General features: G+C 73.7%; 20 protein-coding genes, 1 pseudogene and 1 riboswitch. Of the genes and pseudogenes, 10 read left to right on the forward strand and 11 right to left on the reverse strand.

Annotated features, from left to right (window positions below; genetic code table 11):
* Positions 1-64 precede the first annotated feature (64 nt).
* Positions 65-1,252, reverse strand: coding sequence for a lipid-transfer protein (locus AC07A4_RS30645; protein ID WP_478604779.1), 1,188 nt, complete (start codon positions 1,250-1,252; stop codon positions 65-67).
* Positions 1,253-1,521: 269 nt separating this feature from the next.
* On the opposite strand from AC07A4_RS30645, the gene AC07A4_RS30650 reads away from it, so the two are divergent.
* The 5 genes from AC07A4_RS30650 to AC07A4_RS30670 all read left to right on the forward strand — a co-directional run bounded on the left by AC07A4_RS30650 (position 1,522) and on the right by AC07A4_RS30670 (position 7,293).
* Positions 1,522-3,276 (forward strand): MFS transporter, encoded by a 1,755-nt coding sequence (locus tag AC07A4_RS30650; RefSeq protein ID WP_478604781.1) that lies wholly within the window; start codon positions 1,522-1,524, stop codon positions 3,274-3,276.
* A 70-nt stretch (positions 3,277-3,346) separates the two neighbouring features.
* Positions 3,347-4,024, forward strand: coding sequence for a class I SAM-dependent methyltransferase (locus AC07A4_RS30655; RefSeq protein WP_478604783.1), 678 nt, complete (start codon positions 3,347-3,349; stop codon positions 4,022-4,024).
* 9 nt (positions 4,025-4,033) lie between these two features.
* Positions 4,034-5,059 carry an N-acetylmuramoyl-L-alanine amidase gene (locus tag AC07A4_RS30660; RefSeq protein ID WP_478604785.1) on the forward strand — a complete coding sequence of 342 codons (1,026 nt, stop codon included), beginning with the start codon at positions 4,034-4,036 and terminating at the stop codon, positions 5,057-5,059.
* A gap of 239 nt (positions 5,060-5,298) precedes the next feature.
* Positions 5,299-6,174 carry a hypothetical protein gene (locus tag AC07A4_RS30665; protein ID WP_478604787.1) on the forward strand — a complete coding sequence of 292 codons (876 nt, stop codon included), beginning with the start codon at positions 5,299-5,301 and terminating at the stop codon, positions 6,172-6,174.
* A 108-nt stretch (positions 6,175-6,282) separates the two neighbouring features.
* Positions 6,283-7,293 carry an LLM class F420-dependent oxidoreductase gene (locus AC07A4_RS30670; protein WP_478604790.1) on the forward strand — a complete coding sequence of 337 codons (1,011 nt, stop codon included), beginning with the start codon at positions 6,283-6,285 and terminating at the stop codon, positions 7,291-7,293.
* A 34-nt stretch (positions 7,294-7,327) separates the two neighbouring features.
* On the opposite strand, the gene AC07A4_RS30675 is transcribed toward AC07A4_RS30670, so the two are convergent.
* The 4 genes and pseudogenes from AC07A4_RS30675 to AC07A4_RS30690 form a co-directional block, all read right to left on the reverse strand.
* The gene (locus tag AC07A4_RS30675; protein ID WP_478604793.1) at positions 7,328-8,107 is read right to left on the reverse strand and encodes a hypothetical protein; all 780 of its coding nucleotides are present in this window, start codon (positions 8,105-8,107) and stop codon (positions 7,328-7,330) included.
* Positions 8,094-9,644 (reverse strand): vWA domain-containing protein, encoded by a 1,551-nt coding sequence (locus AC07A4_RS30680; RefSeq protein WP_478604796.1) that lies wholly within the window; start codon positions 9,642-9,644, stop codon positions 8,094-8,096. The genes AC07A4_RS30675 and AC07A4_RS30680 overlap by 14 nt, the downstream gene beginning before the upstream one ends.
* Positions 9,641-10,906, reverse strand: a complete 1,266-nt coding sequence (locus tag AC07A4_RS30685; RefSeq protein ID WP_478604798.1) for a hypothetical protein — start codon at positions 10,904-10,906, stop codon at positions 9,641-9,643. Before AC07A4_RS30685 ends, AC07A4_RS30680 begins: the two co-directional genes overlap by 4 nt.
* Positions 10,907-11,313: 407 nt before the next feature.
* Positions 11,314-11,502 (reverse strand): annotated as a pseudogene (locus AC07A4_RS30690) (hypothetical protein); the annotation flags it as partial.
* Between the two features lie 122 nt (positions 11,503-11,624).
* On the opposite strand from AC07A4_RS30690, the gene AC07A4_RS30695 reads away from it, so the two are divergent.
* Entirely contained in the window at positions 11,625-11,918 is a 294-nt protein-coding gene (locus tag AC07A4_RS30695) for a hypothetical protein (RefSeq protein WP_478604800.1), read from the forward strand.
* Positions 11,919-11,937: 19 nt separating this feature from the next.
* On the opposite strand, the gene AC07A4_RS30700 is transcribed toward AC07A4_RS30695, so the two are convergent.
* Genes AC07A4_RS30700 through AC07A4_RS30710 form a run of 3 tightly spaced genes read right to left on the reverse strand, consistent with a single transcriptional unit; the run spans position 11,938 to position 15,256 of the window.
* Positions 11,938-13,011, reverse strand: coding sequence for a prenyltransferase/squalene oxidase repeat-containing protein (locus AC07A4_RS30700; RefSeq protein WP_478604801.1), 1,074 nt, complete (start codon positions 13,009-13,011; stop codon positions 11,938-11,940).
* The gene (locus tag AC07A4_RS30705) at positions 13,008-13,757 is read right to left on the reverse strand and encodes a class I SAM-dependent methyltransferase (RefSeq protein WP_478604804.1); all 750 of its coding nucleotides are present in this window, start codon (positions 13,755-13,757) and stop codon (positions 13,008-13,010) included. Before AC07A4_RS30705 ends, AC07A4_RS30700 begins: the two co-directional genes overlap by 4 nt.
* A complete protein-coding gene (locus AC07A4_RS30710) occupies positions 13,751-15,256 on the reverse strand; it encodes a glycosyltransferase family 4 protein (RefSeq protein ID WP_478604807.1) in 1,506 nt (501 codons plus the stop codon). The genes AC07A4_RS30705 and AC07A4_RS30710 overlap by 7 nt, the downstream gene beginning before the upstream one ends.
* Before the next feature lie 292 nt (positions 15,257-15,548).
* On the opposite strand from AC07A4_RS30710, the gene AC07A4_RS30715 reads away from it, so the two are divergent.
* A complete protein-coding gene (locus AC07A4_RS30715; RefSeq protein WP_478604810.1) occupies positions 15,549-16,184 on the forward strand; it encodes a TetR family transcriptional regulator in 636 nt (211 codons plus the stop codon).
* Positions 16,185-16,333: 149 nt separating this feature from the next.
* Here AC07A4_RS30715 and AC07A4_RS30720 read toward each other — a convergent pair whose 3' ends face one another.
* The gene (locus AC07A4_RS30720; RefSeq protein WP_478604812.1) at positions 16,334-16,567 is read right to left on the reverse strand and encodes a ferredoxin; all 234 of its coding nucleotides are present in this window, start codon (positions 16,565-16,567) and stop codon (positions 16,334-16,336) included.
* Positions 16,560-18,053, reverse strand: a complete 1,494-nt coding sequence (locus tag AC07A4_RS30725; protein WP_478604815.1) for an aldehyde dehydrogenase — start codon at positions 18,051-18,053, stop codon at positions 16,560-16,562. Before AC07A4_RS30725 ends, AC07A4_RS30720 begins: the two co-directional genes overlap by 8 nt.
* A gap of 105 nt (positions 18,054-18,158) precedes the next feature.
* Here AC07A4_RS30725 and AC07A4_RS30730 point away from each other — a divergent pair, with 105 nt between their 5' ends.
* Positions 18,159-19,199: an MBL fold metallo-hydrolase gene (locus tag AC07A4_RS30730; protein WP_478605046.1), complete on the forward strand. Its 1,041-nt coding sequence runs from the start codon at positions 18,159-18,161 to the stop codon at positions 19,197-19,199.
* Positions 19,200-19,243: 44 nt separating this feature from the next.
* On the opposite strand, the gene AC07A4_RS30735 is transcribed toward AC07A4_RS30730, so the two are convergent.
* Entirely contained in the window at positions 19,244-20,053 is an 810-nt protein-coding gene (locus AC07A4_RS30735; protein WP_478604817.1) for an SDR family oxidoreductase, read from the reverse strand.
* A 153-nt stretch (positions 20,054-20,206) separates the two neighbouring features.
* Positions 20,207-20,286, forward strand: a riboswitch (cobalamin riboswitch).
* Positions 20,287-20,425: 139 nt separating this feature from the next.
* On the opposite strand from AC07A4_RS30735, the gene AC07A4_RS30740 reads away from it, so the two are divergent.
* On the forward strand, positions 20,426-21,679 hold the full coding sequence (locus AC07A4_RS30740; RefSeq protein ID WP_478604820.1) for a prenyltransferase/squalene oxidase repeat-containing protein: 1,254 nt from the start codon (positions 20,426-20,428) through the stop codon (positions 21,677-21,679).
* Complete coding sequence (locus AC07A4_RS30745) at positions 21,676-22,362, forward strand: SCO2322 family protein (protein WP_478604822.1); 687 nt, start codon at positions 21,676-21,678, stop codon at positions 22,360-22,362. The genes AC07A4_RS30740 and AC07A4_RS30745 overlap by 4 nt, the downstream gene beginning before the upstream one ends.
* Position 22,363: the final 1 nt, after the last annotated feature.

Below are 22,363 nucleotides of genomic sequence, written 5' to 3' on the forward strand. Positions count from 1 at the left end.
TGTAGGGCGTTGGTCCTAGGCCGAAGGTCATGGGGCGAGGTGCGGGACCTGGCGCCCGGGAGTCTCAGGCGCCGAGGAGCGTCACCACCGCCGCGCCGCCGAGCCCGATGTTGTGGGCGAGCCCGATGCGGGCGCCGGGGACCTGGCGGTCCCTGGCCTCGCCCCGCAACTGCCAGGTCAGCTCGGCGACTTGGGCGATGCCGGTGGCGCCGAGCGGGTGGCCCTTGGAGATCAGGCCGCCGGAGGGGTTCACCACCCAGCGGCCGCCGTACGTCGTCGCGCCGGACTCGGCGAGCTTGCCGGACTCGCCCTCGGCGCACAGGCCGAGCGCCTCGTAGGTGATCAGCTCGTTGATGGAGAAGCAGTCGTGCAGCTCGATGACGTCGACGTCGGTGATGGGCACGCCGGACGCCTCGTACACCTGGCGCGCGGCGGCGCGGGACATCGGCAGGCCCACGGCGTCCACGCAGGACCCGGCGGCGAAGGAGGCCTCGGTGTCCGTCGTCATGGCCTGGGCGAGGATCTCCACCGCCCGGCCCGCCAGGCCGTGCCGGGCTACGAAGCGCTCGCTGGCCACGACCGCGGCCGCCGCGCCGTCGGATGTCGGGGAGCACTGGAGCCGGGTGAGCGGGGCGTGGACGGTCTTGGCGGCGAGGACCTCCGCCACCGTGTACGCGTCGCGGAACTGGGCGCGGGGGTTGCGCGTTGAGTGGCGGTGGTTCTTCACGGCCACGGCCGCGAGCTGCTCGGGGGTCGTGCCGTGGCGCTCCATGTGCTCGCGGGCCGCGTTGCCGAAGATCTGGGCGGTGGGCGGGGCGGCCACGAAGCCGTGGCGGGCGGCCATGACGCCGTAGTGGCGGGCCACCGGGGACGCGCTGAAGTCGCCGCCGTCGCCGCCCGTGCCCAGGGAGCCGCGCTTCATCTTCTCGAAGCCGAGGGCGAGGACGCAGTCGCTGGCGCCGCCCTCGACGAGCTGGCGGGCCAGCATCAGCGCCGTCGAGCCCGTGGCGCAGTTGTTGTTGACGTTGTAGACCGGCACTCCGGTCAGGCCGAGTTCGTACGCCGCGCGCTGGCCCGCCGTGGAGGCCTGGAAGCAGTAGCCCGCCGCCACCTGCTCGACGTCGGCGTAGGCGATCCCGGCGTCGGCGAGCGCGCCGGTGCCCGCCTCCCTCGCCATGTCCCAGTACTGCCAGTCCCTGGTCTCTGGCTTCTCGAAGTTCGTCATGCCGACGCCGACGACGTACGCCTTCATCCACGCCTCCCCAGGCGGTGGCCGGTAAGAGGGCGGAAGAATAGAACACGTTTCAGTGGGGCGGAAGGGCGGCCCCGGCCACCCGGGCGGCGGGAGCCGCTGGCGCGTACGCCGATAGCCAACACCGCCTACAGGGGCGGTCAATGGACGGTCAAGAGTTCCCCTAGTTCGACGAGTGTCGGAATAGTCGCCCGGGGTAACAGGTTCATCCTGCATGTACCTGCGGGTGCTCCCGCGCGCCCACCCCTCGTCCCGGAGGCCGCACACCTATGTCCCACGCGACGACCCACCCCAGCGGTGACCGCGCAGCCCGCGGCGTCGTCCCCGTTCTCGCCTTCGCCGGCATCGTCGTCGCCGTCATGCAGACGCTGCTCGTGCCCGTCATCAAGGACCTGCCCGCCCTGCTCGGCACGGCGCCGTCCAACGCCACCTGGGTCATGACCTCGACCCTCCTCGCGGGCGCCGTCTCCACACCCATCATGGGCCGGCTCGGCGACCTCTTCGGCAAGCGCCGGATGCTGCTCACCAGCCTCGCCGTCATGGTGGTCGGCTCCCTGGTCTGCGCCCTCACCGACGACCTCGTCGTCATGATCGCCGGACGCGCCCTGCAGGGCTTCGCGATGGGCGCCATCCCGCTCGGCATCGGCCTGATGCGCGACGAGCTGCCCCGCGAGAAGCTCGGCTCCGCCATGGCCCTGATGAGCTCCTCCATAGGCGTCGGCGGCGGCCTCGCCATGCCCGCCGCCGCGCTCGTCGCCCAGCACGCCGACTGGCACGCCCTGTTCTACGGCGCGGCGGGCCTCGGCGCCCTGGCGATGCTGCTCATCGTCCTGTTCGTGCCGGAGAGCCCGCTGCGGGCCCCGGGCACCTTCGACGTCCTCGGCGCGCTCGGCCTCTCGGCGGGCCTCGTCCTCTTCCTCCTGCCCATCACCAAGGGCAGCGACTGGGGCTGGAGTTCGGGGCTCACCCTCGGGCTCTTCGCGGCCTCAGCCGTCGTCCTCGTCCTGTGGGGCGTGATGGAGCTGCGCCTGAAGGCCCCGCTGGTCGACCTGCGCACCACGGCCCGGCGCGAGGTCCTGCTCACCAACCTCGCCTCCATCATGGTCGGCGTCGCCTTCTACGCCATCTCCCTGGTGCTCCCCCAGCTCCTCCAGCTGCCCACCGCCACCGGGTACGGCCTCGGCCAGTCGATGGTCGTCGCGGGCCTGTGCGTGGCGCCGCTCGGCCTGACGATGATGTTCACGGCGCCCCTCTACGCCCGGCTCTCGGCCGCGTACGGACCGAAGGTCACGCTGATCCTCGGCATGCTCGTCATCGCCATCGGCTACGGCGCGGGCCTCGGCCTGATGAGCGCCGCCTGGCAGACCATCGTCATCTCGGTCGTCGTCGGCGCGGGCATCGGCCTCGCCTACTCCTCGCTGCCCGCGCTCATCATCGGCGCCGTCGACCCCTCCGAGACGGGCGCGGCCAACGGCCTCAACACGCTGATGCGCTCCATCGGCACCTCGGTGTCCAGCGCCGTCATCGGCATGGTGCTCGCCAACACCGCCCACACCGCGGGCCCCGTCGACGTGCCCACCATGGAGGGCTTCCGGGCCTCCTTCCTCATCGCCACCGGCGCGGTCGCCATCGGCCTGCTGCTCGCCCTGTTCCTGCCCGGCCGCCCGCGCCCCGAGGCCACGGGCCGCACCCAGCTGCGGGCCTCCAGCGAGGAGGACGCCGCCCTCGCCCGGGCCACCGAGGCGCTCGGCGGCGGCTTCCAGGGGCGGGTCCTGTCCCCCACCGGCGCGCCGGTGGCCCGCGCGAAGGTCACGCTGACCGACCCGCAGGGCCGCCAGGCGGGCGCCGCGCTCACCGACGGCGAGGGGCGCTACGCCCTCGCGGTCCCGGCCGACGGCGCCTATGTGCTCGCGGCCACCGCCGCCGGGCACACCCCGCGCACCACGTCGGCCGTGCACTCCGGCGCGGGGCGCCCGGTGGAGGTCGACCTGGCGCTGCCGCCCGGCAGCGAGATCCTGGCCTGAGGCGCGGCGCGGGGCCCGTGTACGTTCCGTACGACACCGCGTCCCGCACCCGCTCACCAGGAGGAACCCCATGGCCGCCGCGCGCACCCCGCAGGGCCCGAAGCCGGAGGTACTCGACGCGTTCGAGGCGGCCAAGGGGTTCATGCCGACGCGGGAGGGGCTCGCCCTGCACGCGGCCGCGGTCGAGGCGGCCGCGCTCGGCCTGCCCCTCCTCGAAGTCGGCACGTACTGCGGCCGCTCCACCCTGCTCCTCGCCGACGCGGCCCGCGCGGCGGGTGTGAGTGTGATCACGGTCGACCACCACCGCGGCAGCGAGGAGCAGCAGCCCGGCTGGGACTACCACGACCCGGAGACCGTGGACCCGGAGGTCGGCCGCATGGACACGCTGCCGACGTTCCGGCGCACGCTGCACAAGGCGGGCCTTGAGGACCACGTGATCGCGGTCGTGGGCCGGTCGCCGCGGGTGGCGCGGGTGTGGAACGGGCCGCTCGGCCTGGTCTTCATCGACGGCGGCCACACCGACGAGCACGCGAACGCGGACTACGAGGGCTGGGCGCCGCACGTCGCCGAGGGCGGTCTTCTCGTCATCCACGACGTGTTCCCCGACCCGGTGGACGAGTGGACCGGGCAGGCCCCGTACCGGATCTACCTGCGCGCCCTGGAGTCCGGGACGTTCCAGGAGGTCTCGGTCACGGACTCCCTCCGCGTCCTGCGCCGAACCGGCGCGGGCGACGGCGGCCGGGGCTAGGCTCCTCACGTGTCGTACGTAGGTCCGGACAGTCATCCACCGCGCCCGCCCCGCCGTTTCCGCGGCGGCCGCGCGCTCGCGGTCACCCTCGCCGTGCTGGCGCCCGCGGCGCTCGCGGGCTATCTCGTCCACGACGCGGCGAACGACTCGGGGGAGGACAAGGCGGCGAGAACGCCGCCATCGCCGAGCCGCTCGGACCAGAACGCGCCGTCCAAACCGACCGCGAAGGACCCGTCGAAGTCCCCTGCCCCGGGCCGTTCGAAGGCGTCGGACAAGCCCGGCGACGGCCCCGGCTCCGGCGGCCGTTCCGACGGCAAGCCCTCCGGAAAGGGCCCCTCGGGCGGCTCCCCCGCGCCGTCGGGCCCTCTCAAGGGCAAGGTCGTGGTGATCGACCCGGGCCACAACTCCGGCAACTTCCGCCACGCCACCGAGATCAACCGCCAGGTGAACATCGGCACCCACGCCAAGGAGTGCGACACCACCGGCACCTCCACCAACAACGGGTACACCGAGGCCCGGTTCACCCTGGACCTCGCCCACCGCGTGCGCGCCCTGCTGCACCGGCAGGGCGCCACGGTCCGCCTCACCCACGACGGCGACCGCCCCTGGGGGCCCTGCGTCGACGAGCGCGCCCGCATCGGCAACGCGGCGCGCGCCGACGCGGTCGTCTCCCTGCACGCCGACGGCTCGGGCGCCGGGAACCGCGGCTTCCATGTGATCCTGCCCGCGAAGGTCACCGCGGGCGCCGCCGACACCACGGCCATCGTCGGCCCCTCGCGCGACCTCGGCGAGCGCATCGCGGGCAAGTTCCTCTCGGCCACCAAGAGCGCCCCCTCCAACTACGTCGGCGGCGGCACCGGCCTGGACGTCCGCCGCGACCTCGGCGGCCTCAACCTGTCCAAGGTGCCCAAGGTGTTCATCGAATGCGGCAATATGCGCGACCCGAAAGACGAGGCACTCCTCACCAGCGGCACGTGGCGGCAGAAGGCGGCCCGGGGAATCTCCGACGGAATCGGGAGCTTCCTTAGCGGATGAACTCCCTTAGCGGATGAAAAGGGGCAGTCTTTATCAGTCCGATGCCATCTCGTCACGGGACGGCAACCAGCAGATCTTCACTGGGTGACGATCTTTATCTGAAGCAGACACCCCGGCCGGACGGACGATAGGGTCCTCCGTACGATGAGGGGCCACCCCCGCGCTTCGCGCCCGCGATCCCAACGTGACCAGGCGACAGCGACGCCTCTAATGACGAGACGACTGACGAAGGACCTGAAGTGAATTTCCGCTCCCTCACTCGAGGCGACGGCGTGGTGATCGGAGCAGCGGTGTTGCTGTTCATCGCCTCGTTCCTCGACACCTTTGACGGCGATGGCGACGAGATCCCCACCGCCTGGGACAACGGCAACCTTCTGATGAGCGTGTATCTGGCCGGCATCATCGGTGCCGCGCTCATCGCCGTGGGCCGCGCCATGGGCCCGCAGCGCAAGGTCGCCGGTCTGGACCTCGGCACGTTCGGCATCGGCCTCACCTTCGCCTCCGCCTGGAGCTCGCTCGGCGCGATCTTCGACACCGGGCAGTCCTACGACAAGTTCATCGAGGCGCTCAACAGGTTCGGCGGCGGCAGCGGCGGCGGGGCTGAGACCCCCGACGCCGGCGTCGGTCTCATCCTCGGCCTGATCGCCGCCCTGGTCCTCGTCGCCGCCGCGGTCGCCACGAACATCGTGCCCGCCCTCAAGGCCCCCCTCATGGGCGCCCCGGCGCCGGTCGCCCCCCAGCCCTACGGCGGCCAGCCCGCCGGTGGCTACGGCTACCCGGGTGCCCAGTCGCAGCCGTACGGCGCGCAGCCGGGTCAGCCCGGGCAGCCGCAGCAGCCGTCGTTCGGCGGGCAGCCGCAGGGCGGCGGGGCCACTCCGCCGCCGGCCGCCGCGCAGCCGGCGCAGCCCGCGTCGGCGGACTTCTCGCCGTTCTGGTTCGCCGTGCCGGTGCCGCGCCCGCTGTACCCGGAGGACGGCTCGCCGACGCCGATCGCCGAGCTGGCGCCGGGCACCTGGTACCTGGCCGTCGAGCAGCGCGGCCAGAGCCTCGTGGCGCAGACGCAGGACGGCCGTCGTGGTGTGCTCCAGGACACCACGGGCATCCAGCGCGGCTGATCCCCTCGGTTCGCACAGCGGCCCCTCGCCCCTTCCGGGCGGGGGGCCGCTGGCGTACAGTCCCAGGATCCACGGCTCCTGACGACCCATCAGATTCCTGGAGGGACCATGCGGCTCGGTCTCGCGCTCGGCTACTGGGGGCGCGGGCCCGCGCCCGGGCACCTCGCGCTCGCCCAGGAGGCCGAGCGGCTCGGGTACGACTCGGTGTGGACCGCCGAGGCCTGGGGGTCGGACGCGTTCACGCCGCTGACCTGGATCGCCGCGCACACCACCCGCATCCGGCTCGGCACCGCCGTGGCCCAGATGGCCGCCCGCTCCCCCACCGCCACCGCCATGCACGCCCTGACCCTCGACCACCTCTCCGGCGGCCGGACGCTGCTCGGCCTCGGCCTGTCGGGGCCGCAGGTCGTGGAGGGCTGGTACGGGCGCCCGTTCCCCGCGTCGCCGCTGACCGCGACCCGCGAGTACGTGGACGTCGTACGCCAAGTGCTGCGGCGCGAGGGCCCGGTGGCGCTGGCCGGGCGGTTCCACAGCCACCCCTATCGGGGCGAGGGCGCAACCGGGCTCGGCAAGCCCCTCAAGTCCATCACGCACCCGCTGCGGGCGTCCCTGCCCGTCCTGCTCGGCGCCGAGGGGCCCAAGAACGTCGCCCAGACGACCCGGATCGCGGACGGCTGGCTGCCGCTGTACTGGTCACCGTCGCGCGCTGACGTCTACGAGGCGTCGCTGGCCGACCTGCCCGAGGGGTTCCTGATCGCGCCCCTCGTCCAGGCCTCCGTCTGCGACGACGTGGCCGAGGGGCTGCTGCCCGTGAAGGCCATGCTCGGCTTCTACATCGGCGGCATGGGCCCCGCCAAGCGGAACTTCCACGCCGACCTGATGGCCCGCATGGGATACGCGGACGCGGCCCGGCGCGTCCAGGAGCTGTTCCTCGCCGGGCGGCGCGAGGAGGCGGTGCGGGCCGTGCCGGACGCCTTCGCCGACGAGATCTCGCTGGTCGGCCCGCGCGAACGGATCGCCGAACGGCTCGAACTGTGGCGCGAGGGACCGGTCACCGACCTCCTCGTCCTCACCCGCGAACCACGCACGCTGCGCGTCCTCGCCGAGCTGACCGCCTAACGAGTGAGGCGCATCAGATAGCGAGTGAGGCGCATCAGCGGAAGATGGCCACCGGGTCCACCGTGAGTTCGCCCGCCTCGCGGTTCCAGGTGCGGACCTTGCCCAGGCAGCGGGCCTGGAACTCGCCGCTGAAGTAGTCCTCCTCGTGGAACTCCTCGCGGATGCCGTCCTCGGCGCAGGTGATCTTCACCTGCGCCCCTCGCCGCCCGCTCCCGTAGCGGGCCCGAAGGACCACGTCGCCGCCGCTCAGGCTGCGGGCCGTGAAGCGCCCGGTGACCGAGACGAACTCCGCCATCACGGCGCTCAGCGGCACCCGGTCGTCGCCGCTGTCGCGCAGGGCGTCGGCGAGGGCCCGGTTGGGCACCAGCTGGCCGGTGGTGAGGTCGGCGTGCACGATGGCGTCCTCGCGGCGCATCGTGTCCAGGAGCATCCCGATGACGGTGATCGGGGTGTTCTGCTGGACGTAGGAGGTGAAGCGCTCCTTGGTGACGTCCCGCCCGGCCTTGCCGCCCGCGCCGCCGGTGAACTTCGCCCACAGGCTGATGCCGGAGGTCACGTTCGTGCGGTCGGCGACCTCCTGCTCCAGGGCGGCCGAGAACCCGCCGGTCTGGTACAGGTCCATGACCCGCTGCTCGTGCAGGTAGAAGCACATGCCGTGGAACGTGCGGCGGCGCCGCGTCGGGCGGCGGCGCCGGGGCAGCACGAACCGCATGAGCGCGTACCGCGCCAGGACGCCGCAGCAGGCCGCCGTGGCCAGCCACACGACCATCCACGGCCACCAGAGTTCCCACCACTTGCCGTCAACGACACCCACGGATCTCCTTGAACGCCTGGGAGAGGGAGGAGGAGTTGGCGTCCACGACGCGGCCGCCGGTCGCGGTGGCCGCGCGCCGCAGCTCCCCCGCGTCTGCCTCGCCGAAGTGCACCGGGAACGTCGGCGCGTCCCGCGCCGCGCCCCCGAGCCGCCCGTGGCGGCGTGCGAACTCCCCGTACTCCATGCCTGTGTTGTTCTCGCCGTCCGTCATCAGGACCACGGACACCGGGCGGTCGGGATCCGCGCGTACGGAGTCGGCGACGACGCGGTAGCCGTGGTCGAGGGCCGACCAGACGGCGGTGTCCGCCGCGAGGCCGCCGGTGGCCACGAACGCGTTGAGCCGCTCCAGGTCGCCGTCCCCGCGCACGGACACGGTCCGCTGGCGAAGGACGCGGCCCGCGAACGTGACGACGGTCAGCCGCTCCCCCCGGTAGAAGCGCGCGAACTTGCCCGTCGCCGACGGATCGGCGCCGCTCAGCCCCTTGAACGCCGCCCGCAGGTCCGCCATCCGCTGCCCCCGCATCGAGGTGGAGAAGTCGAGCAGGAACACGACGTGGTCCCCGCCCCGGCGGCGGCCGGGATCGCCGTAGGAGTCCATGAGCCGCCGTACGACGGCGAGTTGGTCGGGGTACGAGAGGGCGTTGCCGATGGGGGCGCGCAGCTCCCGGGGGCGGGGCACGTCGCTGCCGACGGGCCTGCGCCACGTCGTCCGCGTCAGCCGCTCCTGCGCCTCGTCGCCGCGCAGCCAGTCGACGACCTTCCGGTACGCCTTGTGCCGCGCGGGGTCGAGCAGCAGCAGCGGGAAGTCGGAGAGGACCATGCCGTCCGCCGGGTGGACGATCTTCAGGGGTTCCTTCAGCTTCCGGCTCGCGTTGAGCGTCAGGAGCTCCGACTCGTGCGCGATGAGCGCGTTGGCGGCGCCCTGGCGGCGTACGTACGTCTCGATGAGCTCCCGCGAGCTCGCGCCGGTCAGCGTCTGCCCCGCCCGGAAGCCGCGCAGCCGGTCGCAGGACACGTCCTTGCGGCGCAGCACGCCCCCCGTCCCGGCGGCGGCCGTGGCCACGCCGACCAGGGCCGCGCGCCCGGTGTCGCTGCGCCGCGGGTCGGCCATGCCGAACCTGACGGTGCCATCGGCGGCGGCGTCGGCGACGTCCGCCCACGTCAGGGGCTTGCCCGTGTCGACGTCGCGGGCGACGGCGGGGGTGAGCCCGACCACCACCGGCGACCGCATGATGGCCGTGGACTCCGGGACCGCGGCCCGCGACCGCTCCTCGCGCAGCCGCAGCAGGTACGAGCGGTCGGAGGCGGGCCAGGCCAAGTCGTAGGAACCAAGGGGTCCTTCGAGGTCGGCGGTGGCGGAAAAGTCGATGTCCAGCTCGATTCCGGTGTCGTCCTCCAGGTCCTTCAGCAGGGGCTTGATGTCGGCGAGTTCCGGGCTCGCGAGCACCCGCAGGGTCTGGTGGTCATCGCCGCCGGAGCAGGCGGCGAGGGTGGCGGCGAGGACGACCAGGCAGGCGCCGAGGACGCGGCGCCTCATGAGGCGTCGTCGCTACGGACGGACGGGCAGCTGCCGACGTGGTTGATGATCCGCTCCAGGGCGTCGAGGTCGGGCGCGTCGGCCTTGGTCTGGTCGGGGTTCGGCGTGGGCACCTGGACGCGGTGCTCGCGCAGATACGCGTTCAGCTGCTCGCTGGTGCCGTCCTCGCCGGAGAACCGCACGCGGAAGCCGAGTTCGATGGCGCGCCGCCGCAGCGCGCCGTCGGTCTCCATCAGGTCGGTGAGCCGGTCGCCGTCGCCGCCAAGGGAGATCAGCTGCGGCTCGGTGAGGGCCTGCGGCGAGGGGTAGAGGAGCACCCGCCTGGCGTCCTGGCGGCGGTGCTTCTTCTGGTAGCCGACCTGGTGGGCGAGGAACTGGTGCTCGTAGATGAGCGAGACCGGCGCGATGGACTCGCCCTCGTCGGAGAAGTAGCTGTCGGCCTGCTCGTCGGCGGCCATGCCCTGGAGGTTGATGAGCGGCTTGACCTTGGCGGCCACGTCGAGCACGGAGTCGCCGGAGCCCGTCGCGTCGCCCTTGCCGCGCTTGGGGTCCGTGCCCGGGGGCTGGTTGTCGTTCTTCACGAAGGCGAGGATGCTGAGGTAGGTCCCGGCGGCGTTGGACTCGCACACGCTGGAGGTCCGCACCAGGACCCGGCCGCTGTTGCTGCGCTTGGACCGGGACTCGTAGCCGATCCCGTTCCAGGTCTCGCGCTGCTCGATGAGGCGCAGGAAGCCCTTCATGTCGAGGTCGTAGTAGAGGGTGTCGCCGCCGCCCGCCGGGCGCTGCGGGCGCGCCACGCCCGCCGCGACCAGCGTCTCGGCGTACTCCCTGAACGTGCCGAGCGCCAGCGGCGTCACGAAGGGGCGCGCGGACTTCACGGACCGCTGCTCCCGCTGCATGATCAGCTTCGCGGCGGGCTGTCCCGAGGGGAACGCCACGTCCATGCCCTCCAGGGACTGCGTGGCGATGCCGCGCGAGCCCAGGCGGTGTATCTCCACCCGGATCCCGTGCTTCAGGAGCAGCCGCCGCACCTCGGGGTCCTTGAAGTAGTCCGACTTCGACGCCATCTTGCCGTCGACGGTCGTGATCCTCTCGAAGGGCCGCAGGGCGTTGCCCGAGACGAGCAGCGCGAGCAGGCCCGCGAGGGCGAGCGGCATGGCGACGACCACGTGCCGGGGGAACCGGCGCCGACGGGCCGCGGGGCGGCGGGTGGTCAGGCGGGGTTCCTCTCCGGCGGCGGACGGGCTTGCGTCTTCTGGCACCGGGATGTCTCCTGCGTCTGGTGGGGGCAGGAGCATGCGCCTCGGGGGCGAACGGGGGTGCGAGGAGGCGGTAACTCCGCCTGAACCCACGATGAATGACGGGTCATCAGCAGCTGGGAGTCTCCCCCACCCCGCCCCTTCCCGAAACCATGGGACTCCGCCCCCTGGACCCCCAAAAGCATCGGCCTCCGGCCTCGTCCTCAAACGCCGGACGGGCTGGAACTCTCGCCGCAAGCGGCAGGTTTCAGCCCGTCCGGCGCTTGAGGACGAGGCGCGGAGCGCCGAAAAGCTTTGAGCGGGGGAACGGGGGCAGCCGCACCCGGATCGGGAAGGGGCGGGTCTGGGGCGCCCCGCGAGGGCTAGCCCTTGGTGAGGGCGCCGGTCGACGGAACCTTGTCCGTCACCTCGGCCCCCGCGGAGCGCCCCGCGTTGGCGACGAACCGCGTCTTCGCGAGCCGCTGCCGCTCGGCCGTGCTCGTGCCCGTCGGGGCGGCGCCGGAGTCCTTGTCGTCGCCGCCGCACGCCGTCGCCGTCCCCGCGAGGAGGGCGCAGCACAGCAGGAGCGAGGCGAGGGCGCGGAACGGGGAGCGGGGCACGGTGACCTCCGGGCGGCGTGGGGGCGGGGCCGCCGTCAGCCTCGCCCCGGGCCGTCGGGGCCGCCACCGGGGCGGGCCCATCGGGGTGGTTTCGGCCACGGCACGCCAGGTACTCGCCCCCCATGTCCCCCGTACAAGCCCGACGCACCACGCAAGCCGCCACGGTCGTCGTCGTCATCGCGGACGTGATGGCCCTCATTCTCGCCCTGTGGATCCTGATGGACCTGCTGGACGCCAACCGCGCCAACGACCTCGTCCAGGTGGTGCACGACGTGGCCCGCTGGCTGGCGGGCTGGTCGCACGACTTGTTCACCTTCGACGAGCGGTGGGCCCGCGTGCTCGCCGGGTACGGGCTCGCGGCGGTCGTCTACCTCGCCGCGGGGCACTTCCTCGCCGGGCGGCTGCGGCGGCGCTGAGCCCCGGGCCGCGCGGCCCTCAGCGGCAGCAGTCCGGGTCCAGGCCCACCGGCAGGTCCGTGCCCGAGAAGACCCGGCACGTCGCCTCGTCGCCGCCGAGCGCCGCCACCGCGAGCAGCAGGGAGCCCGCCGTCCACGTGGTCCGCTCGACCGGCCAGATCGCGGCGTCGTCGTACACATAGCCCGTCCAGTACAGGCCCGACTCCTCGTCGCGCAGGTGCTGGATGGACTTGAGGACCTCCACGGCGCGGTCGGACTCGCCGACCGCCCACAGGGTGAGGGCGAGTTCGGCGCTCTCGCCGCCGGTGACCCAGGGGTTGGGGACCACGCAGCGCACGCCGAGGCCGGGGACGACGAAGCGGTCCCAGCCCTCCTCGATGCGGGCCTTGGCCTCGGGTCCGGTGAGCGCGCCGCCGAGGACCGGGTAGTACCAGTCCATCGAGTAGCGGTCCTTGTCGAGGAAGCGCTCGGGGTGGCGGCGTATCGCGTGGGCGAGGGCGCCGGTCGCCAGCTCCCAGTCGGGCTGCGGGTCCTCGCGGTGCTCGGCGATCGCGAGGGCGCAGCGCAGGGCCTGGTGGATGGAGGAGGAGCCGGTGAGGAGCGCGTCGGTGACGGGGGTGCCGTCGGCCTCGCGCTTCCAGCCGATCTGGCCGCCGGGGAGCTGGAGGGCGAGGACGAACTCGACGGCCGCCACGACCACCGGCCACATGCGGTCGAGGAAGGCCTCGTCGCCGGTCGTCAGGTAGTGGTGCCAGACGCCCACGGCGACGTACGCGCAGAAGTTGCTCTCGCGGCCGCGGTCGGTGACGGCGTCCGCGGCGCCGTCGGCGTACGCCGCGTACCAGGAGCCGTCCGGGTTCTGGTGCCGGGCCAGCCACTCGTAGGCGCGGGCGGCGGCCGCGTGCTCGCCCGCCGCATCCAGGGCCATGGCGGCCTCGGTGTGGTCCCACGGGTCCAGGTGGTGGCCGCGGAACCACGGGATCGCCCCGTCCGGGCGCTGCACTTCGAGGATGCCGCGGACCGTGCCGGTCGCCTGACGGGCCGTCAGCACGCCGGGCAGGACGAGGTGTTCGGTGCGCTCGGGGATCGTCACGCCCCGGCCTTCGGCTCAGCGGCGGTGCGCGGCAGGTGCGGCTTGGTCGCGTACGCCACGAAGCTCTTGCCGATCAGCGGGTTCAGGGCCTGCTCGGCGAGCTTCGTCGCGAGCGGCTTCTTCATGATGTCCCAGACCAGGAGCTTGTGATACGCGCGGACGGGCAGCGCCTTGTCGTTGTCCACGCCGAACGCGCACTTCAGCCACCAGTACGGGGAGTGCAGCGCGTGCGCGTGGTGCGTGCCGTACGGCTTGAGGCCCGACTCGCGCATCCTGGCGAGGAGTTCGTCCGCCTTGTAGATGCGGATGTGGCCGCCCTCGACCTCGTGGTACGCGTCGCTGAGCGTCCAGCAGACCTTCTCGGGGCCGTAGCGCGGCACGGTCACGGCGATGCGGCCGCCCGGCTTGAGCACGCGCACCATCTCGGCGAGGACGCCCTTGTCGTCGGGGATGTGCTCCATGACCTCGGAGATGATCACGACGTCGAAGGACTCGTCGGGGAAGGGCAGGTTGAGCGCGTCGCCCTCCATCGCGGTGGCGCTCGCGCCCGCCGGGGCCTCCCCGGCCTCCTTCATCGCCGCGAACCACTTGGCGACCTCGCGGATCTCCTCGCCGTTCTGGTCGAGGGCCACCACCCGCGCGCCGCGCCGGTAGCACTCGAAGGCGTGCCGGCCCGCACCGCAGCCCAGGTCGAGGACGCGGTCCCCGGGGGCGAGGGGGAAGCGGGTGAAGTCGACGGTCAGCACGGGGTCCTGCTTTCGTGATCGCGGGCGGGGCCGACGTCGGCCGGGGCCGCGGAGCGGCCGGGGGCCGGGGGCGCGGAGCGGCTGATGCCGGGGGTGGCGACGCTCTGGCCTGGCGTCTTCGGGGCCGCGGAGCGGCCGGGAGCCGGGGCCGCGGAGCGGCTGGGGCGGGCCGGTGCCCGGCCGCCGCGTCCCGCCTCGCGGGCGATGGCCTCGCGGTAGCGCTCCACCGTGCCCTGGGCGGCCTTGGCCCAGGTGAACTTGGCGAGCACCCGGGCGCGCCCGGCCGCGCCGAGGCGGGCCCGCAGCTCCGGGTCGCCGAGGAGCCGCACCAGGCCGGAGGCCAGCGCGTCCGCGTCGCCGGGCGGCACGGCGAGGCAGGTCTCCCCGTCAGCGCCCGCCACCTCGGGGATGGCCCCGCCGGTCGTGGCCAGGAGCGGCGTCCGGGTGGCCATGGCCTCGGCCGCGGGCAGGGAGAAGCCCTCGTACAGGGAGGGGACGCAGGCGACCTGCGCCGAGCGCACCAGGTCGACGAGTTCGGCGTCCGTGATGCCCTTGACGAACTCGACGGCGCCTTCGAGGCCGTAGCGCTCCACGGCGGCCGCGACCGGGCCGCCCTCCGGGCGCTTGCCGACGACGACGAGGTGCGCGGCGGGGTGTTCGGTGCGCACCTTCGCGAGCGCCTCGACGAGGTGGACCAGGCCCTTGAGCGGGACGTCGGCGCTGGACGTCGTCACGATCCGCCCGGCCACCTCCGGCACGGCGGGGTCGGGCGAGAAGAGGTCGGTGTCGGCGCCGATGTGGACGACGTTGATCCGCTGCGGGCGCACGCCGAGGTGGTCGACGATCTCCTGGCGCGAGGTGCCGGACACGGTGACGATCGACGGCAGGCGGCGCGCGACGCGCTTCTGCATCCGGGTGAACGCGTACCACCGGCGCACGGACGCGCGGCGCTTCCAGTCCTCGGCCGCGGCCAGCTCCAGGCGCCGGTCGACGGTGATCGGGTGGTGGATCGTGGTGACCAGCGGGGCGCCGAGGTCGCCGAGGAGGCCGTAGCCGAGGGTCTGGTTGTCGTGCACGACGTCGAAGTCGCCGCGCCGGGCGCGCAGATGGCGGCGGGCGCGCAGGCTGAAGGTGACCGGCTCCGGGAAGCCGCCGGTCCACATGGTGGCCACTTCCAGGGCGTCGATCCAGTCGCGGTACTCCTCGCGCCGGGGCGTGCGGAAGGGGTCGGGCTGGCGGTAGAGGTCCAGGCTCGGCAGTTCGGTGAGGCCGAGTCCGTCAAGGCCCTCCCCCTCGTCGAGCACGGGGTAGGGCTGGGCGCCGATGACCTCGACGCGGTGGCCGAGGCGGGCGAGTTCGCGCGAGAGGTGCCGTACGTACACGCCCTGGCCGCCGCAGAAGGGGTTTCCCTTGTACGTCAGGAGCGCGATGCGCAGCGGGTCCGCGCCGTCGGCGGCCGACCCCGGCGGGAGGACCGCCTCCCTGGCCTCAGCGGTCACTCTGGGCCCCCTTCTGCCTGCGGATCGCGAGCCTACGCCGGGACGGTAATCTAGAACAAGTTTCAGACTTGATCGCTCAAGGAGCTTCGAATCTACCGGCAGGTAGTCGCGCTGTAAGGCCCGGATCAGGTGATTCGCGCCACGGCCGGTGCCCTGCCATGCTGGGCGATCCCGGAGCGCCTCGCGCCTTCCGGGACGGCGGGACGGGACACTTCCGCGAGCCCCGCCCCCGGCCCGCGCGGCCGGACGGCGCCGGGGCGGACGGAACCGGACACGGGGACTGACGGGGCACATGACAGCTGACGCGAAGACGGCCGGGGCGCGGGCGGCGGGCCCGGCGCCCTCGCCCCTCACCGAGCGCCAGGAGGCGCGCCGCCGCCGCATCCTGCACGCCAGCGCCCAACTGGCCAGCCGCGGCGGCTTCGACGCGGTCCAGATGCGGGAGGTCGCGGAGGCCGCGGGCGTCGCGCTCGGCACGCTCTACCGCTACTTCCCCTCCAAGGTGCACCTGCTGGTCGCGACCATGCAGGACCAGCTCCAGCAGATGCACACCACCCTGCGCAAGCGCCCGCCCGCCGGGGACACCCCCGCCGAGCGGGTCGCCCAGACGCTGATGCGGGCCTTTCGCGCGCTGCAGCGCGAGCCGCACCTCGCGGACGCGATGGTGCGCGCCCTGACCTTCGCCGACCGCTCGGTGAGCCCCGAGGTGGACACGGTCTCGCGGCTCACCACGGCGATCATCCTGGACGCGATGGGCCTGGACGGGCAGCCGAGCCCCGCGCAGCTGTCCGCGGTGCGGGTGATCGAACACACCTGGCACTCGGCCCTGACGACCTGGCTCTCGGGCCGGGCCTCCATCGCCCAGGTGAAGATCGACATCGAGACGGTGTGCCGCCTGATCGACCTGACGGCGCCCGAGACGCCCTGATCCCCGCCTCAGCGCTCCGCTGGTCTGCGGCGCCCTGGCCGTCAGCCGACCGCGGGTTCGTCGTGGCTGGTCGCGCCCACGCGGCGGAGCCGCACATGTGCACAGCCCCGCGCCCCTTCGGGGCGCGGCCCCCGAGCCCCTTAGTCCCCTTAGTCCTCGGGCGGGAACACCACTTCCCCGCTGCCGGCCATCGTGATCGCGATGGCCTCGACCGGGCAGCCCTCGGCGGCCCCCAGGACGTCCTCCGACGCGTCGATCTCGGCCTCCTTGGGGCGCGCCTGACGGGCGGAGTCAAGGACGAAGCCCTCCGGCACGGTGCCCACACACATCCCCGAGCCAATGCACAAGTCCCGGTCGACCTCTATGCGCCAGCGGTCACCCATCAGTCCCAGCCCCCTCGGTCTCCCGCCCGTCGGGCTCGTACCCCGCGGGCAAGTGGATCATCTTGTGCTCGAAGTACTCACCGTACCCCTCGGGCCCGAACTCCCGTCCAAGGCCCGAGTTCTTGTAGCCGCCGAAGGGGCCGAGCATGTCCAGGCTGAAGGTGTTCACGGAGTACGTGCCGGTGCGCACCCGGCGGGCCACGTCGAGGCCGCGCTCGACGTCGGCGGTCCACACGCTGCCGCTGAGTCCGTAGTCGGAGTCGTTGGCGATCCGCACGGCCTCGTCCTCGTCGCCGTACTCGATCAGGCAGACGACGGGCCCGAAGATCTCCTCGCGGGCGACGCGCATGGCGTTGTCGACGCCGCCGAGCAGCGTCGGCTCGACGTACCAGCCGCGGTCGGCTCCGGCCGGGCGGCCGCCGCCCGCGAGCACCTTGGCGCCCTCCTCCTGGCCGATGCGGATGTAGTCGAACGAACGGCGCTGCTGCCGCTCGGCGACCAGCGGGCCGACCTCGGTCTCCGGGTCCATGGGGTCGCCGACCCTGAGCGCGCCAGCGACGGCGGCGAAGGCCTCGGCGAACTCCCCGGCGCGGGAGCGCGGCACCAGGACGCGCGTCTGCGCCACGCACGCCTGGCCGTTGATCATCCACGCGAAGGGCGCGATCCCCGCCACCGCGCCCGCCGCGTCGGCGTCAGGCAGGACGACCGCGGCCGACTTGCCGCCCAACTCCAGGGTGACCCGGGTGAGATGGCGGGAGCACACCTCCATCACGCGCTTGCCCGCGGCGACGGAGCCGGTGAACGACACCTTGTCGACGCCCGGGTGCCCGACCAGGTACTCGCTCACCTCGCGGTCCGCCGACAGGATCGAGAGGACGCCCGGGGGCAGGCCCGCCTCGGCGGCGATCTCGGCGAGGACGTACGCGTCGAGCGGGGCCTCCGGCGAGGTCTTGAGGATCACCGGGCAGCCCGCGAGCAGCGCGGGCGCGAGCTTGGCGGCGGCGGTGAACTGCGGGACGTTCCAGGGCACGACGGCCGCGACCACGCCGACGGGCTCGCGCCGCACCAGGATCTTCCCGAGTACGCCGTCGCGCGCCTCCTCGTAGCGGAAGCCGCGCGCGGTGGTGATCGCCGCGTCCCACACCATCATCGCGGACAGCGCCTGCACCAGGACGGACGCGGTGACCGGGGTGCCGTTCTCGGAGCTGATGATCCGCGCGATCTCCTCGTGCCGCGCCGCGAAGCCGTCCTTGATCCTGGTGACGACGTCGATCCGCTCCTGGAGCGGCAGGCGCGGCCAGGGGCCCTCGTCGAAGGCCTCGCGGGCGAGCGCCACGGCCCGGTCGACGTCGGCGGGCGCGGCGGCGGGCACCCGCGCGAAGACCTCGCCGGTGTGCGGCGATACGACCTCGATCACATCCGCGCCGAGCGGCTCCGCCCACTCCCCGCCGATGAAAAGACGTCCGTGCTCCACGAGCTCCGTCATGGCCAACCGCCTCCTGCTGAACGCTTTCTGACGTTGTTTCAGAACTGATACCAGTTCTAGTTATAGTGGGCAACGGCCGTGCGGCCGACAGAGCGGGGGCTGCGGATGAAGCGGGCGACCGACCACGGCGGCGGAGTGTGGAGCATCGCCGTCCCGATCCCGGACAACCCCCTCGGGCACACGCTCGTGTACGTGCTCGACACCGACCGCGGCCCCGTCCTGATCGACACCGGCTGGGACGACCCGGAGGCGTGGGAGGCCCTTGCCGCCGGGCTCGCCGGGTGCGGCGTCGACGTCACCGAGGTGCACGGGGTCCTGCTCACCCACCACCATCCGGACCACCACGGCCTGTCGGGGAAGGTGCGGGCCGCCTCCGGGGCGTGGATCGCGATGCACGAGGCCGACGCGCACGTGGTGCGGCGCACCCGCGCGTATCCCCTGGAGCAGTGGGTCGCGTACCTGGCGGACAAGCTCGCGGCGGCGGGCGCGCCCGCCGCGCATCTGGCGCCGCTGCTCGCCGCCCGCGAGGCGGGCGGCACCCCCCGGCCGCCCGCGCTCACCCCGGCGCTGCCCGACCGCGCCATCGAGCCCGGCGAACTCCTCGACCTGCCGGGCCGCCGTCTGCGCGCCCTGTGGACCCCGGGCCACACGCCCGGCCACGTCTGTCTGCACCTGGAGGAGGAGCACCCGGCGCGCCTGCCGGGCCGCGGGCGGCTGTTCAGCGGGGACCACCTGCTGCCCGGGATCACCCCGCACATCGGCCTGTACGAGGAACCGGGGGACGGCGCGGGGGTGGAAGACCCCCTCGGTGACTATCTGGACTCCCTGGAGCGGGTCGGGCGGCTCGGCGTCGCGGAGGTGCTGCCCGCGCACCAGCACGCCTTCGCCCGCGCGGCGTCCCGGGTGCGGGAGCTGCTCGACCACCACGAGGAGCGGCTCAGCGGCCTGCGCGCGCTCCTCGCCGAGCCCCGCACTCCCTGGCAGCTCGCCGAGCGCATGGAGTGGAACAGGCCCTGGGCCGAGATCCCCTTCGGCTCCCGGAACATCGCGGTGTCCGAGGCGGAGGCGCACCTGCGCCGCCTGGTGAAGCTGGGCCGTGCGGAGGCGGTGGCGGGCAGCGATCCGGTGGCGTACGTGGCGGTGTGAGAAGCCGCCGCCCGGCTCTCAGCGACCGCGCCCCGAGGCCGCCGTCACCAGCCCTCCTCGCCGCGCAGCACCGCGTCCGCGCCGCCGTCGATGAAGATCACCTGGCCCGTCACATGCGTGTTGTCCGGGCAGGTGAGGAAGTCGAGCAGCGCGGCGACCTGCTCGGGCTCGCCGTAGCCGTTCAGCGGCATGGGCACGGCGGCGTCGGCGACCGCCCGGATCTCCGGGTCCTCGATCATGAAGCGGGCCATCGGGGTGCGGATGATGCCGGGCGCGACGGCGTTCAGCGGGATGCCCGCGCCCGCCCACGCGTCGCTCACGGCGGCCCGGCGCAGCCAGCGCACCAGCGCGTGCTTGGACGACGCGTAGGGGACCATGTCCGCGCCCCGGTCGAGCGCGGCCCGCGCGGCGGCGACCGCCGCGTCCTCGTCCTCGGCGAGCACCGCGTCGACGATGGCCTGGTCGATGGGGTGCAGCGCGGCGATCGACGCCACCGCCACCGCCCTCGGGTCCCGGCCCGCGGCGAGCAGCGGGCGCAGCCCCGTGAGCGTGGCGATCGCGCCGAAGGCGTTCACGCGCACGGTCACCGGGTCGAACAGGGCGGTGCCCGCGCAGGCGATCACCGCGTCCAGGCGCCCTAGGTCGGCCGCCGCCTCGGCCAGCAGCGTCCGGCCCTCCGGCGTCCCCAGGTCGGCGCTGATGTCGGTGTCCTTCAGGTCCGCGCCGAGCACGCGGTGGCCCCGCTCGGCCAGGCGCCGCGCGGTGGCCTTGCCGATGCCGGACGCGGCCCCGGTGATCAGATAGGTGCGGGCGGTGTGGCCGCCGGTGCGTTCCGGCCGTGCCGTAGCTGCCATGCCTGGCTCCCCTTAACTGCCGCACCCCGAGGCTTTCGTCACGTTACGCCCGCCGTCCGGGCCGCACCAGGGCGCGATCACCCGCCGCGCCTGGCCGGGAGCGGCGGCGCGGGGGCCGGTAGAGTGTGCGGGTCGTCATCACGTACGTACGAGGGGAAGCCGGTGGAAGTCCGGCGCTGACCCGCAGCCGTGACCACCTGCGCGTGACCCCGTGCCAGGCAAGCCGGAACACCTCGTGCGGCGCGTGACCGGCTCGCGCCATCGGGACCGTACCGATGGCGGGCACCGTCGAGGTTCACGGAGCCGGAGCCGCCCGGTGCCCCGTCGTGCCGTGCCGCCCGGTTCCCCACAGGGAGAGGCACCCGCCGCATCATGAACGTCCGCCGCAGCGCAGCTGCCCTGGCCGCCGTCGCCGCCCTCGGCACGGCCGTGGCTCCGGCCGCCCTCGCCGACGACGCCTCGCCGTCGCCCTCGACCGCGCTCCCGTCCGGTCTGTACGGCAAGAAGGACCCGAAGTTCGACGGCGTGTTCCGGCAGTCGTACGCGCTGCTCGCCCAGGACGTGACCGGGGTGAAGCCCGCGGCCAAGGCCGTGGACTGGCTGACCGGGCAGCAGTGCGAGAGCGGCGGCTTCGCCGCGTACCGCGCCGACGCGAGCGAGCCCTGCGACTCCAAGACGCAGGTCGACAGCAACTCGACGGCCGCGGCCGTGCAGGCCCTCGCCGCGCTCGGCGGCGACAAGAAGACGGTCGACAAGGGCATCGCCTGGCTGAAGTCGGTGCAGAACCAGGACGGCGGCTGGGGCTACAACCCGGGCCTGCCGAGCGACGCCAACTCCACCGGCATCGTGATCGGCGCGCTCGCCGCCGCGGGCGAGAAGCCTGCCGCGGCGACGTCGCAGCAGGGCAAGTCGCCGCTGGACGCGCTGACGCGGCTCGCCATGGACTGCGCCGCGAACGGCGGCGCCTTCGGCCTCGCGGACGCCACGTCCGGCCAGCTGGCGCCGAACGCCGACGCCACGGCCGCCGGTGTCCTCGGCGCCCTCGGCAAGGGCCTGGTGGTGGCCGCGCCCAAGAAGGCGGCCGACGCCCCGAAGTGCGCCGCCGCCGGCTCGGCCGGGCAGGCCGCGGCCAACGGCACCGGCTACCTCCTGAAGACCCTGGGCGGCTCCGGGCACCTGATGTCGTCGATGCCCGGCTCCACCGACAAGCCGGACGTCGGCAACACCGCCGACGCGGTCGTCGCGCTCGCCGCCGCGGGCCAGGGCGAGCAGGCGAAGAAGTCCGCCGAGTGGCTCGCGGAGAACTCCGCCGCCTGGGCCAAGCAGAGCGGCCCCGCCGCCTACGCCCAGCTGGTCTTCGCCGCCCACGCCGCGGGCCTCGACCCGCGCGACTTCGGCGGCGCCGACCTCGTCAAGCAGCTCAACGCCACCGGACCGACGCCCGCCAAGACGGCCGACGCCGCCAAGGGCGACGCCAAGGACAAGGACAAGGCCGAGGAGAAGTCCGACGAGAAGAAGGACGACGACGGCGGCGGCATCAGCGTCTGGTGGATCGTCGGCGTCGGTCTGGCCGCGGGCGCGGGCATCGGCTTCCTGCTGAGCGGGCGCAAGAAGAACCAGCCGTGACGCGACCGGCCTCCGGGGCCACCGCGGGGGCGGCCGTCCGCCCCCGCGGCCTGTCGCGGGCGCTCGCTCCGCTCGGCGCCCTCCTCCTCACGTGCGCCACCGCGTTCGCCGCGACCCCGGCGCAGGCCGCCGAGTACCGCTACTGGTCGTTCTGGCAGCGGAGCGCCGACGGCTGGGTGTACGCCACGCAGGGCCCTTCGATCGCGCGCCCCGACGACGGGGACGTGGACGGCTTCCGCTTCGCGGTGTCCGCGGACGCCGCGACCGCGAAGAAGCCGCGCGGCACCGCCGACTTCGACACGATCTGCGCGGACACCCCGGCCAAGGGCGGGCAGAAGCGGATCGCGGTCGTCATCGACTTCGGCACCGCGGCCGACGCGCCGGGGAAGCAGGCCCCGCCGAAGCCGCGCGCCGCGTGCGCCCGCATCGCCGAGAACGGCTCCAGCGCCGAGGCGCTGGCCGCCGTCGCCAAGCCGCTGCGCTACGACAACAACGCGCTGCTATGCGCCATCTCCGACTACCCGAAGTCCGGCTGCGGCGAGCAGGTCTCCGGCGACGGCGAGGAGAGCGGCGCGGGCGACTCCGGCGACGGCGGGCCCTCCGTCGGCCTGCTCGCCGGGGCCGCCGCCGTGGTCGTGCTCGGCGCCGCCGCCTTCTGGCAGGCCCGCCGCCGGCGCGGCTGAG

The organism is Streptomyces sp. NPDC043996 (assembly GCF_056435225.1).

Coding starts and splice junctions, on each gene's coding strand:
- AC07A4_RS30645 (WP_478604779.1), bottom strand. CDS start 1,252: ATGAAGGCGTACGTCGTCGGCGTCGGCATGACGAACTTCGAGAAGCCA.
- AC07A4_RS30650 (WP_478604781.1), top strand. CDS start 1,522: ATGTCCCACGCGACGACCCACCCCAGCGGTGACCGCGCAGCCCGCGGC.
- AC07A4_RS30655 (WP_478604783.1), top strand. CDS start 3,347: ATGGCCGCCGCGCGCACCCCGCAGGGCCCGAAGCCGGAGGTACTCGAC.
- AC07A4_RS30670 (WP_478604790.1), top strand. CDS start 6,283: ATGCGGCTCGGTCTCGCGCTCGGCTACTGGGGGCGCGGGCCCGCGCCC.
- AC07A4_RS30680 (WP_478604796.1), bottom strand. CDS start 9,644: ATGAGGCGCCGCGTCCTCGGCGCCTGCCTGGTCGTCCTCGCCGCCACC.
- AC07A4_RS30695 (WP_478604800.1), top strand. CDS start 11,625: ATGTCCCCCGTACAAGCCCGACGCACCACGCAAGCCGCCACGGTCGTC.
- AC07A4_RS30715 (WP_478604810.1), top strand. CDS start 15,549: ATGACAGCTGACGCGAAGACGGCCGGGGCGCGGGCGGCGGGCCCGGCG.
- AC07A4_RS30720 (WP_478604812.1), bottom strand. CDS start 16,567: ATGGGTGACCGCTGGCGCATAGAGGTCGACCGGGACTTGTGCATTGGC.
- AC07A4_RS30725 (WP_478604815.1), bottom strand. CDS start 18,053: ATGACGGAGCTCGTGGAGCACGGACGTCTTTTCATCGGCGGGGAGTGG.
- AC07A4_RS30730 (WP_478605046.1), top strand. CDS start 18,159: ATGAAGCGGGCGACCGACCACGGCGGCGGAGTGTGGAGCATCGCCGTC.
- AC07A4_RS30735 (WP_478604817.1), bottom strand. CDS start 20,053: ATGGCAGCTACGGCACGGCCGGAACGCACCGGCGGCCACACCGCCCGC.
- AC07A4_RS30740 (WP_478604820.1), top strand. CDS start 20,426: ATGAACGTCCGCCGCAGCGCAGCTGCCCTGGCCGCCGTCGCCGCCCTC.